At 67.8% G+C, this 13,590-nt stretch carries 10 protein-coding genes; all 10 read left to right on the plus strand.

The genetic code is table 11. The features are described 5' to 3' along the window. Positions 1–96 precede the first annotated feature (96 nt). Entirely contained in the window at positions 97–528 is a 432-nt protein-coding gene (locus ACTHJR_RS08870) for an NAD(P)H-dependent oxidoreductase subunit E (RefSeq protein ID WP_440522778.1), read from the plus strand. After that, positions 528–1,997, plus strand: a complete 1,470-nt coding sequence (locus ACTHJR_RS08875; protein ID WP_440522779.1) for an NADH-ubiquinone oxidoreductase-F iron-sulfur binding region domain-containing protein — start codon at positions 528–530, stop codon at positions 1,995–1,997. Before ACTHJR_RS08870 ends, ACTHJR_RS08875 begins: the two co-directional genes overlap by 1 nt. Then, positions 1,994–2,806, plus strand: a complete 813-nt coding sequence (fdhD, locus tag ACTHJR_RS08880; protein WP_440522780.1) for a formate dehydrogenase accessory sulfurtransferase FdhD — start codon at positions 1,994–1,996, stop codon at positions 2,804–2,806. Before ACTHJR_RS08875 ends, fdhD begins: the two co-directional genes overlap by 4 nt. Continuing rightward, positions 2,803–3,333 (plus strand): molybdenum cofactor guanylyltransferase, encoded by a 531-nt coding sequence (gene mobA / locus ACTHJR_RS08885; RefSeq protein WP_440522781.1) that lies wholly within the window; start codon positions 2,803–2,805, stop codon positions 3,331–3,333. Before fdhD ends, mobA begins: the two co-directional genes overlap by 4 nt. Continuing rightward, a complete protein-coding gene (gene fdhF, locus ACTHJR_RS08890; protein ID WP_440522782.1) occupies positions 3,323–6,163 on the plus strand; it encodes a formate dehydrogenase subunit alpha in 2,841 nt (946 codons plus the stop codon). The genes mobA and fdhF overlap by 11 nt, the downstream gene beginning before the upstream one ends. After that, positions 6,160–6,441, plus strand: a complete 282-nt coding sequence (locus ACTHJR_RS08895) for a formate dehydrogenase subunit delta (RefSeq protein ID WP_440522783.1) — start codon at positions 6,160–6,162, stop codon at positions 6,439–6,441. The genes fdhF and ACTHJR_RS08895 overlap by 4 nt, the downstream gene beginning before the upstream one ends. A gap of 108 nt (positions 6,442–6,549) precedes the next feature. After that, positions 6,550–7,074: an RNA polymerase sigma factor gene (locus ACTHJR_RS08900; protein ID WP_440522784.1), complete on the plus strand. Its 525-nt coding sequence runs from the start codon at positions 6,550–6,552 to the stop codon at positions 7,072–7,074. Between the two features lie 36 nt (positions 7,075–7,110). Beyond that, positions 7,111–8,058 carry a FecR family protein gene (locus tag ACTHJR_RS08905; RefSeq protein ID WP_440522785.1) on the plus strand — a complete coding sequence of 316 codons (948 nt, stop codon included), beginning with the start codon at positions 7,111–7,113 and terminating at the stop codon, positions 8,056–8,058. Further along, entirely contained in the window at positions 8,055–10,490 is a 2,436-nt protein-coding gene (locus ACTHJR_RS08910; RefSeq protein ID WP_440522786.1) for a TonB-dependent receptor, read from the plus strand. The genes ACTHJR_RS08905 and ACTHJR_RS08910 overlap by 4 nt, the downstream gene beginning before the upstream one ends. Before the next feature lie 200 nt (positions 10,491–10,690). Beyond that, a partial coding sequence (locus ACTHJR_RS08915; RefSeq protein WP_440522787.1) for an autotransporter outer membrane beta-barrel domain-containing protein occupies positions 10,691–13,590 on the plus strand: 2,900 nt, incomplete at its 3' end.

Consider the following 13,590-nt stretch of genomic DNA (forward strand, 5'->3'; position numbering starts at 1 on the left):
GCGATGGCGCGAGGAATGGCGTCGGAGGCTCTTTGAGAGTATCCCTCCACGACCGGTCGGCTTGACCGATTTGAACCTGGCGCGATCGTCGCAGCCATGAACGGTGTCGCTATGGTCGATATGGATGACATCCTGCACCGCCACGATGGACGGGAGGGAGCGTTGCTGCCGATCCTGCACGACGTACAGGCGGCCCTCGGCTACATCCCGGAAGACGTCATCCGCGCGATCGCCGACCATCTCAACCTCAGCCATGCCGATGTGTCTGGCGTGGTCAGTTTCTATCACGATTTCCGGCGCACCCCCGATCCGCGTCCGGCGATCAAATTGTGCCGGGCGGAGGCGTGCCAGGCGCGCGGCAGCGAGGCGCTGGCCGCGCATGCCGAGCGTGTCGCCGGCGACCGGGTGCGGATAGAGACGGTCTATTGCCTCGGCCTGTGCTCGGTCGGTCCCAATGCGATGATCGGCGACCAGCCGCATGCGCGGCTCGACGGGGGCAAGATCGCCGCCCTGATCGGGAACCTGTGATGCAGGTTCGTATCTCCGACGACGCGTTGGCGATCGCATGCGGGGCCGAAGCGGTGGCGGCACGGTTCGCGGCGCTGGGGCACGAGGTCATGCGCACCTCGAGTTGGGGAATGCACTGGCTCGAGCCCTTGGTCGAGATCGACGGGCAGGGCTATGGCCCCGCCACGCCCGGGGATGCCGAGGCGATCCTGGCCGGCGAAGCGCCCGCGCTGGCGATCGGACCGATCGCCGCGCATCCCTTCATCGCGCGCCAGACTCGGCTGACGTTCGCGCGCGCCGGCAAGACGCGGCCGCTCGACCTCGACGATTATCGCGCCACCGGCGGCTGGACCGGGCTCGATCGCGCGCGGGGCATGACGCCCGAGGCGATCGTCGACACGGTGAAGCAATCGGGCCTGCGGGGGCGCGGCGGCGCCGGGTTCCCGGCCGGCATCAAGTGGAACACCGTCCGCCTCGCCGCGAACCCTCGCAAATATATCGTCTGCAACGCCGACGAGGGGGATAGCGCGACCTTTGCCGACCGCATGCTGATGGAAGGCGACCCGTTCTGCCTCACCGAAGGTATGGCGATCGCCGCACTGGCGGTCGGCGCGCAAAAGGGTTTCGTCTACGTCCGCTCCGAATATCCCCACGCCATCGCCAAGCTGGAGGCGGCGATCGGCCTCGCCCAAGCGATCATCGCGCCGTTCGAGATCGAGGTGCGGGTAGGGGCGGGGGCCTATGTCTGCGGCGAGGAGACCTCGCTTCTCAACAGCCTGGAGGGCAAGCGCGGCGAGGTCCGCGCCAAGCCGCCGCTGCCGGCGATCGAAGGACTGTTCGGTTGTCCGACAATGGTCAACAACGTGCTGACGTTCGCGGCCGTGCCTTATGTGCTGGCCGAAGGGGCGGCGACTTATGCGGCGTTCGGCACCGGGCGCTCGCGCGGCACCATGCCGGTCCAGCTCGCCGGCAATATTCGCCATGGCGGCCTGTTCGAAACCGCGTTCGGCATGACCCTGGGCGAATTGGTCGAGGAGATCGGCGGCGGCAGCGCGAGCGGGCGGCCGGTGCGGGCGGTGCAGGTCGGCGGCCCGCTCGGCGCCTATTTCCCGCCGAGCTTGTTCGACACACCGTTCGACTACGAAGCGTTCACGGCGGCAGGCGGGCTGGTCGGGCATGCCGGCATCACCGTATTCGACGACAGCGTCGACATGGCGTCGCAGGCGCGCTTCGCTTTCGATTTCTGCGCGGCGGAGAGCTGCGGCAAATGCACGCCGTGCCGGATCGGCGCGGTGCGCGGGCGCGAGACGATCGATTGCATTCTCGCCGGCGACGGCGCGGCGCCGGCACTGGAACTTATTACAGACCTTTGCGAGACGATGAAGTTCGGCTCGCTCTGCGCCTTGGGCGGCTTCACGCCTTATCCGGTAATGAGTGCGATCACGCATTTCCCGGAGGATTTCGTCGGCCGCGGGAAGGCGGCGGCATGAGCGCCGCGATGCCACGCGCCGTCGCCATGCCGGCACGTCGGCTCGGCTTGGCCGAGCCGGGCGACTGCGACCTGACGCGCGCGGTGCCGATCGAGGCGCCGGTCGCGATCGAGTATAACGGCATCGGCTATGCGGTGATGATGGCGACGCCGGCTGACCTCGAAGCCTATGCGGTCGGGCTGACGCTGGCCGAGGGGCTGGTCGACCGCGCCGACGAGATCGAGGACGTGCTGGTCCATCAGGCCGAGGGCGGCTGGATCGTGCGCGTGACGCTGCCGGAGCGGCGCGCCGCGGCGGTGATCGAGCGCGCGCGGACGCGGGTATCGGAAAGCAGCTGCGGCCTGTGCGGTCTCGACAGCATCGAGCAAGTGCTGCGGCCGCTGCCTCCCGTCACCGCGCGGATCGCGACGTCGCGAGAGGCCGTCGCGCGCGCACTGGTCGCGCTCGGCGAGCACCAGCCGCTCGGGCGCGAGACCGGCGCCGTCCATGCCGCGGCCTTTTGCGCTCCCGACGGCCGCATCCTGGCCGCGAAGGAGGATGTCGGCCGCCACAATGCGCTCGACAAGCTGGTCGGCGCGCTCGCGTTCGCCGAGGCGGATCCGGCGAGCGGTTTCATCCTGCTGTCGGCGCGGTGCAGTTACGAACTGGTCGAGAAGACGGTGCGCGCAGGCTGTCCGATGCTCGTGACGATCTCGGCGCCGACCAGCCTGGCGGTCGACCGCGCGATCGCCGCCGGCCTCACGCTCGTCGCGCTCGCCCGCTCGGACAGCGCGTTAATCCTCAACGATCCGCACGGGAGCATCGCATGAGGACGCTCGGCGTGGTCCTGGCGGGCGGCAGATCGACCCGGTTCGGCTCGGACAAGGCGCAGGCGTTGCTCGGTGGACGTTCCTTGCTCGAGCACACGCTCGATGCGCTGCGGCTGCAATGCGACCAGGTCGCGATAGTGGGTCGTGAAACGCCGCTGGCCGTCGCGCTCGCCGATTGGCCCGCACCCGATCTCGGGCCACTCGGCGGGCTGGCGGGCGGGCTCAACCACGCGCTCGCGCACGGTTTCGATCAAGTGTTGAGTGTCCCCGTCGATGCTTTGTTGCCAGCCGACTTGCGCGCGCTGCTCGAGCCCGCGCCGGCCTGTCTCGCGAGCCAGCCAGTGATCGGGCTGTGGCCGGCAGCGGCCGCCGGCGCGCTCGAAGAGATATTGTTCGGCGACGGCCGCCATTCGCTGCACGCTTTCGCCGCGCGGATCGGCGCGCGGTTTGTGGAGACCGACTTTATTCCGGCCAACATCAACACGCCGCAGGACCTCGCGCGGCTGGAGCGTCACCATGGGCTATGAGCCGCAAGCCGATTTCGGCACGCCCGCCTCGACCGACGAGACGGCGGTCACCTTGACCATCGATGGCCGCGAGACGACGGTTCCCGCCGGCACCACGGTGATGCGCGCCGCCGCCGAGATCGGCACGTCGATCCCCAAGCTCTGTGCGACCGACAGCCTCAAGCAATTCGGCTCGTGCCGTCTCTGCCTCGTCGAGATCGACGGGCGCAACGGCACGCCCGCGTCTTGTACCGCGCTGGTCGAGCCGGGTATGGTCGTGCGTACCCAGACGCCGCTGCTGCAAAAGCTGCGCAAGGGCGTGATGGAGCTCTACATCTCCGATCATCCGCTCGACTGCCTGACGTGTTCGGCCAATGGCGATTGCGAGTTGCAGGATCAGGCCGGCGCGGTCGGCTTGCGCGAGGTGCGTTATGTGGGCGGCGCTAATCATCTCGAGGAGGCCAAGGATCAGTCGAACCCCTATTTCGATTATGATCCGGCAAAATGCATCGTCTGTTCGCGCTGCGTGCGCGCCTGCGACGAAGTGCAGGGCACGTTCGCGCTGACCATCGACGGGCGCGGCTTTGGCAGCCGGGTGTCGGCGGGGCTCGCTTCGGACGATTTTCTGTCGTCGGAATGCGTGTCGTGCGGTGCCTGCGTCCAGGCGTGTCCGACGGCGACGCTGCAGGAGCGCAAGGTGGCCGAGATCGGCACGCCCGATCGCGCCGTCGTCACCACCTGCGCTTATTGCGGCGTCGGCTGCACCTTCCGCGCCGAGATGCGTGGCGAGCAGCTCGTCCGCATGGTGCCGTGGAAGGACGGCAAGGCCAATCGTGGGCATAGCTGCGTCAAGGGCCGCTTCGCCTGGGGCTATGCCAATCATCGCGAGCGCATCCTGAAGCCAATGCTGCGCGAGTCGATCGACGAGCCGTGGCGCGAAGTGACATGGCAGGAAGCCTTCGACCGGGCCGCGAGCGAGATTCGCCGCATCCAGGCCAAATATGGCCGCGGCTCGGTCGGCGGGATCACGTCGAGCCGCTGCACCGACGAGGAGACTTTCCTGGTCCAGAAACTGGTCCGCGCCGGCTTTGCCAACAACAATGTCGATACCTGCGCGCGGGTCTGTCACTCGCCGACCGGTTACGGCCTGAAGACCACGTTCGGCACCTCGGCGGGCACGCAGGACTTCGACAGCGTCATGGCCGCCGACGTCATCCTGGTGATCGGCGCCAACCCGACCGACGGCCACCCGGTATTCGGCAGCCGGATGAAGCGGCGGCTGCGCCAGGGGGCGAAGCTGATCGTGATCGACCCCCGGCGTATCGACATCGTCCGCACGCCGCATATCCAGGCCGAGCACCATTTGCCGCTGCGGCCCGGCACCAACGTCGCGGTGCTGACCGCGATGGCGCACGTCATCGTGACCGAAGGACTGACCGACGAGGCCTTCGTTCGCGCGCGCTGCGATTGGGACGAATATCGCGACTGGGCCGATTTCGTCTCGCGGGGCGAACATTCGCCCGAGGCGCTGGCATCGGTCACCACGGTCGACCCGGAAGATGTACGCGCTGCGGCGCGGCTCTATGCGACCGGCGGCAATGCCGCGATCTATTACGGGCTCGGCGTCACCGAGCACAGCCAGGGATCGTCGACCGTCATGGCGATCGCCAATCTGGCGATGGCGACCGGCAATATCGGCCGCCCTGGCGTCGGGGTGAACCCACTGCGCGGCCAGAACAATGTGCAGGGATCGTGCGACATGGGCTCGTTCCCGCACGAACTGTCCGGCTATCGTCACGTCGCCGACGACGCGGCGCGCGGGATGTTCGAGGCGGATTGGGGCGTGGCGCTCGATCCCGAGCCGGGCCTGCGCATTTCCAACATGCTCGACGCCGCGGTCGAGGGCAGCTTCAAGGCGCTGTACATCCAGGGCGAGGACATCCTGCAGTCCGACCCCAACACCAGGCACGTCTCGGCCGGGCTCGCGGCGATGAAATGCGTCATCGTCCACGATCTTTTTCTCAACGAAACAGCCAATTACGCGCATATCTTCCTTCCCGGTTCGACCTTTCTCGAGAAGGACGGGACCTTCATCAACGCCGAGCGCCGCATCCAGCCGGTGCGCAAGGTGATGACGCCGCTCAACGGGCTCGCGGATTGGGAAGTTACCCAGGGCCTGGCCAACGCGCTTGGTCTCGACTGGAACTACACCCATCCGTCGGAAATCATGGACGAGATCGCGCGGCTCACGCCGACCTTCGCCAACGTCAGCTTCGCCAAGCTCGACGAAGTCGGCTCGATGCAATGGCCGGCCAATGCCGCGGCGCCGGAAGGCACGCCGGTCATGCATGTCGACGGCTTCGTTCGCGGCAAGGGCAGGTTCGTGGTCACCGACTATATCCCGACCGACGAGAAGACCGGGCCGCGCTTCCCGCTGCTGCTGACCACCGGGCGCATCCTCAGCCAGTACAATGTCGGCGCCCAGACCAGGCGGACCGACAACGTGCTGTGGCACGAGGAGGATCGGCTGGAGATGCACCCGATCGATGCCGAGGATCGCGGCCTGAAGGACGGCGACTGGACGCGCCTTGCCAGCCGGTCGGGCGAGACGACGTTGCGCGTGCTGGTCACCGACCGCGTCGCACCCGGTGTGGTCTATACGACCTTCCACCACCCGGCGACGCAGGCCAATGTCGTCACCACGGACTATTCCGACTGGGCGACCAATTGCCCCGAATACAAGGTGACGGCGGTGCAGGTATCGCTGTCGAACGGCTCGACCGGCTGGCAGGAGGATTATTTCGATCGCTCGCGGCGCTCGCGGCGGATCGCGCCGGTGGCGGCGGAATGAGCGTCGGCGCGCATGAACGGCTGGTGCTGATGGCGAATCAGATCGCGCGCAACCTCGCGGCGATGGAAGGGCCGCGCGCCGCGGCGGCGGTCGCCGACCATATCGCCAGCTTCTGGGACCCGCGGATGAAGGCCGCGATCCTGGCCGACCGTTCCAGGCTCGATCCGGTCGCCGCCGAGGCGATCGACCTCCTCGCGTCGCGCGCGCATCCGCCGCACCAGAGCGGTGCGACCCAATTCACCGCGCCCGGGGAGGCGGATCGTTCCGACGCCGGCTGACTGGCCACAATCGGTTCGATTGCGGATCGAAAGAGGGCTGGATAAGCGGCCGCGCACCCCCTAGGAGGCGTTGCCATCCTCCCAGGCTCGAACGCTTTTTCGCCCCACATGGACGACGCGCCCCCCTCAGGCCTTCAGGCCGTCATCCTCGCCAACAGGGAGAAGCTGTTGCGATTCCTGGCCGCGCGCGGGGCGGGAGATTCGGCGGAGGATGTGCTGCAGGATCTGTATGTCCGCGTCGCCACCGCCGACGGCGGGCCGGTCGCGCAGCCCATGTCCTATCTCTACCGCGCGGCCAACAATCTGATGGTCGACCGCTTCCGCTCGCGGCGCCAGGCCGAACGGCGCGAGCAGGACTGGAGCGACGCCGCCGGCCCGACCGAGCCCGACCGCTCGGACGAGCCGCCGCCCGACCGCCGGCTGGTCGCGCGCGAGATGTTGGCGGGGGCGCAAGCGGTGCTCGACGGGCTCGGCGTCCGGGTCGCGACGATCTTTCGCCGTCACCGCATCGACGGCGTCCAGCAACGCGACATCGCGCGCGAAATGGGCGTCAGTCTGAGCACGGTCGAAGCCGATCTGCGGCGCGCCTATCGCGCGCTGCTCGATTATCGGAGGTCGATCGATGAGGTTTGACCGCACCGATTCCGTCTTCGATATCAGGAGGCGGACATGACCGACTGGACGCGCGAGATGGAGGAGGAAGCCATCGCCTGGCTGATCCGCCAGCGCGATCCCGCTTTCGATGGCTGGAACGAGTTCGAGGCTTGGCTGGCCGCGGACGCCGCGCACGCGCGCGCTTATGCCGAAATCGCCGCCGCCGACCGCGACCTCGACGATTTGCTCGATGGTGTGACCTGGCCGGCCGAGGCCGAACCCGAACCCGATTGGCACGACCCGATCGTGCCGGTGCGCCGTCGCTGGCTGGGCGGCGCGATCGCCGCATCGGTCGCGATTGCGGTTGCCGCTGGATCGTGGGTGGCCTGGCCGTCGCGCGATCTCTATTCGGTGCGGACCGCCGCCGGCGAGCGCCGCACCGTGACGCTGGCCGACACCCGGCTCGAGCTCAATGGCGAGACCAGCATCCAGCTCGACCACAAGGACCCGCGATTCGCGCGGATGGAGCGAGGCCAGGCGCTGTTCGTGATCAAGCATGATCCATCGCGGCCATTCCGGCTGGAAACCCAGGACGCGACGCTGGTCGATGCCGGCACGACGTTCGAAGTCACCACCGGTGGTGGCGCGCTCGACCTGGCGGTGAGCGAGGGTATGGTCGTGGTCGATCCGGGCAGTTCGGGGATCAAGGTTCCCGCCGGGCAGCGCTTCGTCCTCGCCAAGGGCGAGCGGACCGGCCAGCTTAGCGCGGTGCGGCCGTCCGATGTCGGCGCGTGGCGCGATGGACAGCTTTTCTATGACGGTGCGCCGCTATCGCGCGTGGCCGCCGATCTGCAGCGTAATCTCGGCGTGCCGGTCCGCGTCGGTGACGGTGCCGCGGCGCGTCCGTTCCGTGGCGTGGTGCGGCTCGACGGCGGCGTCGAACCGACCATGGCGCGATTGGGAATCCTACTCGGCGCGGATGTGCGCCGTTCGGGTAAGGGTTGGGTGATCGCCGGACCATGAGGGGTTTCGCCGGCCCCGCGGCGTTGGCGGGGCTCTGTCTGATCGCATCGCCGGCCGAGGCGAGGGATCAGGCGATCGACATTCCCGCCGGGACGCTCGGCCAAGCGATCGCGGCACTCGGCGCGCAGGCGCGCGTCAGCATCGTCGTGGCGGTGAACGACCCCGGCTTGCTGCGGCGTGCCGTGCCAGCGGTGCGCGGGCGGATGGGCGCGGGGCGCGCCTTGTCGTTGTTGTTGCGGGGATGCCCGGCGCGCGCGGTGTCGCCGGCGCCGGGGGTCTGGCGGATCGTCGCCGCGTCGTCTCCCAGGCCCAAACCGGTGCCGCGCGCGGTCATGGCCCGGAAGTCTGCCGACCCGCCGCCCGCTCCGACCCTGGCGGACGACATCGTCGTGACGGCGAGCAAGCGCGACACGCGGCTGCAGAATTTTCCGGGCGCGGTCACGGTAATCGGCGGCGCCGGCCTGACGCGAGACGGCGATACAGGGACCGATGCGATCGTGTCGCGTGTCGCCACCGTCTCCTCGACCTATCTCGGCGCCGGGCGCAACAAGCTGTTCATTCGCGGCATCGCCGATTCGAGCTTCACCGGACCGACCCAGGCGACGGTCGGCCAGTATTTCGGCGACGTCCGCCTGACGTACAACGCGCCCGACCCGGACCTCAGGCTGTACGACGTCGGCACGATCGAGATACTCGAGGGGCCGCAGGGAACGCTGTACGGCGCGGGGTCGCTGGGCGGAATCATCCGCGTCGTGCGCAACACGCCCGATCTCGAGCAACTCGGCGGCTCGCTGACCGGTGGCGTCTCGGCGACGTGGCACGGCGCGCCCGGCGCCGATCTCGCCGGCGTGCTCAACCTGCCGATCGTCGACGACGCACTCGGCATCCGCGTGGTAGGCTACGGCATCACCGAGGGCGGCTATATCGACAATCCGCTGCTGGGTAAGAAGGATATCAACCGCTCGAACATCTATGGCGGCCGGGCGATGCTGCGCGGCAAGGTGGGCGGCTGGACGATCGACCTCGGCGGCACCTTTCAGAAGACGCGCAATCTCGACAGCCAATATGCCGATCGCGATGCGCCGCCGCTGACGCGTTACAGTCGTTTGCCGCAGGGCAGCGACGCGAGCTACGGCTTGGGCGAACTCGTCGCCAGCCGCCATTTCGGCGACCTGACGTTCGTGTCATCGCTGGGATTGGCGCGACAGCGGCTGAGCGAGCGCTACGACGCGACCGAGCCCGGGCGGCCGGAACGATTGTTCCGCCAGCGCAATCGCACCAATCTCTTCTCGTTCGAGAACCGCCTGTCGCGGTCGCCGCAGGACGGGCTGGGCTGGGTGGTCGGCGTCAGCATGGTGCGCAACACCACCAGGCTCGACCGCGCGCTCGGCGATCCCGACATGCCGCTCCCGGCGACCGGCGTGACCAACCGCATCACCGAAGCGACCGGTTATGGCGAGGTGTCGGTCGAGCCGGTGTCCAAGCTGATCCTGACGCTGGGCGGGCGCTACAGCCATGTCTGGCTGACCGGCGAGGGCGCCGATGTCGCACCGATGATCGCGCGGCTCAACGCCTCGGTCACCGCCGCGCGCGAGGAAAGCGCGTTCCTGCCTTCGTTCGCGCTGTCGACCACACCGCTCGACCGGCTGACGCTCTACGCGCGGTATCAGGAGAGCTTCCGGCCGGGAGGATTGGCGATCGAGGGCGACTTCGTCCGCCGCTTCCTCAACGACCGCGCGCGGACGTTCGAACTCGGGCTGCGCCGCGGCGTGCCGGGCGCCGATGCGGTCAGCTTCTCGCTGAGCCTGTCGCGCACTTTGTGGCACAACATCCAGGCCGATTTCATCGATGGCCGTGGACTGCCCAGCACCGCCAATATCGGCGACGGGCGGATCTGGACGATGTCGGCATCGGCCAATTGGCGCCCGGTGACGGGATTGAGCTTCGAAGGCGGGATAGCACTCAACGACAGCAAGGTGGTCAATCCGACCCCCTATTTCCTGAGCTTCGTGGTGCCGGGCCCGACGCCGCAGGCGACGCAAGCGCATATCGTCAACGCGGTCGCCGCGGACGCGGTGACCTATGGTCGCGTGCCCAACATCGCCAACATCGTCGCCCGCGGCGCGGTCAAATACGAATTCGCGGTGTCGGACGATGCGCAACTCTCGCTCGCCGCCTCGGCGCGGTATACCGGACGATCGCGATTGGGGGTCGGCCCGATCCTCGGCGCGCTCCAAGGTGATTATCTCGACACCAGAATCTCGGCACGGCTGTCGTTCGAGCGCTTCGCGCTGACCGCCAGCGTCACCAACCTGACCGACGAGGTCGGCAACCGCTTCGCGTTGGGCACGCCGTTCGCGGTGCTGAGCGAGCAGCAGATCACGCCGCTGCGGCCGCGTACCGTGCGAATTGGGTTCGACGCGGCGTTTTAGGTCGGAAGAGGGTTGGGCCCCCCCTTTGCGGAAGGGCCTCCGCTATCCTTCGCCCACAAGAGGGCAGAGATTGGCACGCCCCGCATAAGCGGAAGACTAAAAATTTACTCCGCCGCCAAGGCTGCGCGAACGCCGCGCCGTCATCCCCTTTGAACGGGTGCCGCCCTCCCCAATGGGTGCCCGAGAAAAAGGGACCTCTGATGCGCGTACTGCTTGCTTCGACCTGCCTGACCCCCGTCGCCCTGTTCGCCGCCAACCCAGCCGCCGCCCAAAGCACGATCTCCACCGCCGTGACGACGCCGGTCAAGACCTCGACCGCGAACAGCGGCACGCCGTCGGACGTCAGCATCACCTCGGCCGGGTCGGTGACCGTGACCAGCGGTACCGCGGTCACCATCGACAGCAACAACGCCGTCAGCAACGCCGGCACGATCCAGATCACCAATGCCGACAATGCGACCGGCATCGGCACCCTCGCCGGCGTGACCGGGTCGATCAACAACACCGGCAAGATCATCGTCGACGAAACCTATACGCCGACCGATACCGACAATGACGGCGACCTCGACGGTCCGTTCGCCTCGGGAACCGGTCGCGCCGGCATCCGCACCGGCGGCGCCTTCACCGGGTCGATCACCAATGCCAGCGGCGCCTCGATCACCGTCGAGGGCAACAATTCCTACGGCATCCTGCTCGGCGGGCCGCTCAACGGCAATCTCTCGACCGACGGCACGATCACGGTGACCGGCAACAATTCGGCCGGCATCAAGACCGGCGACATCAACGGCAACGCGCGCGTCGCCGGCACGATCACCGCGACCGGCGGCAATGCCAGCGCGGTGCTGATCAACGGCAATGTCTCGGGCGCGCTGACCCTGCAGGGCACGATCAGCAGCACCGGCTACCGCTACACCACGGCGCCGGCCGATCCGAGCAAGCTCGATGCCGACGATTTGCTGCAGGGCGGTCCGGCGGTGTCGATCACCGGCAACGTCGCCGGCGGCGTCATCCTGGCGATCCCGCCGACCACCAGCACGACCGACCCCGATGTGGACAAGGACGGCATTCCCGACGCCAGCGAGGGGTCGGCGGTGATCACTTCCTATGGATCGGCGGCGGCGTTGCAGATCGGCGCGAGCGGCAATTCGGTCACGCTCGGTCCTGTCGCCAATACAGCGGGCTACGGCTTGATCATCAACGGCTCGGCGACCGGCAACGGCGTCTATGCCGGCGTCGACGCCAACGGCGTGGTGATCGGCGGGCAAGGCGGTGCGGTCACCGTCACCAACGGCATGCAGTCCACCGGCACGATCGCCGCGACTTCCAATACCGCCAACGCCACCGCGCTGCGGATCGGCTCGGGCGCGACAGTGCCGACCATCGTCAATTCCGGCATCGTTTCGGCCGGTGGCGCTTCGACCGCGGGTCAGTTGTCGCAGGGGATCGTTGTCGACGCCGGCGCCAACGTCACCTCGATCCGCAATACCGGTAGCATCAAGGCGACCGCGTCGGGTACCGCCGCGGGCGCGACCGCGATCATCGACAAGTCGGGTAGCGTGACCTTGGTCGAAAATGGCGGCGCGATCAGCGCCAGCGGCGCGGACACGACCTCGACCCGCAATGTCGCGGTCGATCTCAGCGCCAACACCAGCGGTGCGACGGTCAGGCAGATCGTCGTGGCCAGCGGCACCGCCCCGACCATCGCCGGCGACGTCCGCTTCGGTAGCGGCAACGACACGCTCGATCTCGGCGACGGTACGATGACCGGCAACGCCACGTTCGGCGCGGGCAACAATTTGCTGACCATGTCGGGCGACGCGACGATGACCGGCAACGCGACCTTCGGCGCCGGCAACGATGCGATGACGCTGGCCGGCACGTCGGTCTATACCGGCGCGGCCGATTTCGGCGGCGGCAGCGATACGCTGACGATCGGCGGCACATCGAGCTTCGCGGGCACGCTCACCAACGCCTCGGGCCTGGCGGTAACCGTAAACGGCGGCAGCTTCACCAATACCGGCACGACGCCGGTGTCGATCGCCTCGCTGGCGGTGACCGGGGGGGGCACGCTAGGGGTGACGGTCAACACCACGACCAACACCGCCACCCAGTATAACGTCTCGGGCAATGCCAGTTTCGACGCCAATTCGAAGCTGGCGATCAAGTTGACGGGGTTGGTCGCCGGAAGCGGCCACTATGTCGTCGTCAACGCCGGCTCGATCACCGGCGCGAGCAATCTGACCGCCTCGTCGATCGCTCTGCCGTACATGTACAAATCGAGCATCTCGACCACCGGCCCCGCCAACCAGATCGCGATCGACATCGGCGCCAAGACCACCACCGAGCTTGGCCTCAACCGATCGGGAAGCGCCGCCTATAACGCGATCTATGCCGCGCTGAGCCAGGACAGCAAGGTCGGCAATTCGTTCCTCAACATCACCGACGCGACCACTTTCCAGACCGCGATCCGCCAAATGCTACCCGACCATGCCGGCGGCACCTTCGCTGCGGTCAGCGCCGGCTCGCGCGCGATCGGCCGCATGCTGACCGACGGCGGTGCGCCTTATGTCGACAAGGGCAAATGGGGCTATTGGATCGAGGAAGTGGCGTACGGCGGGTCGAAGGGCTTCCTCAACACCGCATCCTACGACATCAACGGCTGGGGCACCGCCGGCGGCGCCGAATACAAGACCAAGATGGGCAATTTCGGCCTGTCGCTGGCCTATCTGCACGGCAATGACGACGACAATGGCACCGACAATACGGTGGCGTCCGACCAATATGAGGTCGCCGGCTATTGGCGCGCGGAATTCGGCGGCCTGCGGCCGTTCGCTCGCGTGTCGGCGGCGCGGGTCGACTTTTCGAGCACGCGGACCTTCACCGGCAACGACGGCACCAGCACCGCCGTCGAGCTTAGCAACAGCTCGAAGTGGAAGGGCAATATGGTCTCGGCGACCGGCGGCGCGTCGTACGAGGGCGCGGTCGGCCACCTGACCTTCCGCCCGATCCTGTCGGTCGATTACTATCGCCTCGCCGAAGACGCCCATACCGAGACCGGCGGCGGCAAGGCGTTCGACCTGTCGATCGACAAGCGCACCAG

Origin of the sequence: Sphingomonas sp. (genome assembly GCF_051962185.1) — a bacterium.
Lineage (GTDB): Bacteria > Pseudomonadota > Alphaproteobacteria > Sphingomonadales > Sphingomonadaceae > Sphingomonas.

Bases quoted from the DNA above. Each gene is read 5' to 3' on its own strand.
- ACTHJR_RS08870 (WP_440522778.1), top strand. From the start codon at position 97: ATGAACGGTGTCGCTATGGTCGATATGGATGACATCCTGCACCGCCAC.
- ACTHJR_RS08875 (WP_440522779.1), top strand. From the start codon at position 528: ATGCAGGTTCGTATCTCCGACGACGCGTTGGCGATCGCATGCGGGGCC.
- fdhD (WP_440522780.1), top strand. From the start codon at position 1,994: ATGAGCGCCGCGATGCCACGCGCCGTCGCCATGCCGGCACGTCGGCTC.
- mobA (WP_440522781.1), top strand. From the start codon at position 2,803: ATGAGGACGCTCGGCGTGGTCCTGGCGGGCGGCAGATCGACCCGGTTC.
- fdhF (WP_440522782.1), top strand. From the start codon at position 3,323: ATGGGCTATGAGCCGCAAGCCGATTTCGGCACGCCCGCCTCGACCGAC.
- ACTHJR_RS08895 (WP_440522783.1), top strand. From the start codon at position 6,160: ATGAGCGTCGGCGCGCATGAACGGCTGGTGCTGATGGCGAATCAGATC.
- ACTHJR_RS08900 (WP_440522784.1), top strand. From the start codon at position 6,550: ATGGACGACGCGCCCCCCTCAGGCCTTCAGGCCGTCATCCTCGCCAAC.
- ACTHJR_RS08905 (WP_440522785.1), top strand. From the start codon at position 7,111: ATGACCGACTGGACGCGCGAGATGGAGGAGGAAGCCATCGCCTGGCTG.
- ACTHJR_RS08910 (WP_440522786.1), top strand. From the start codon at position 8,055: ATGAGGGGTTTCGCCGGCCCCGCGGCGTTGGCGGGGCTCTGTCTGATC.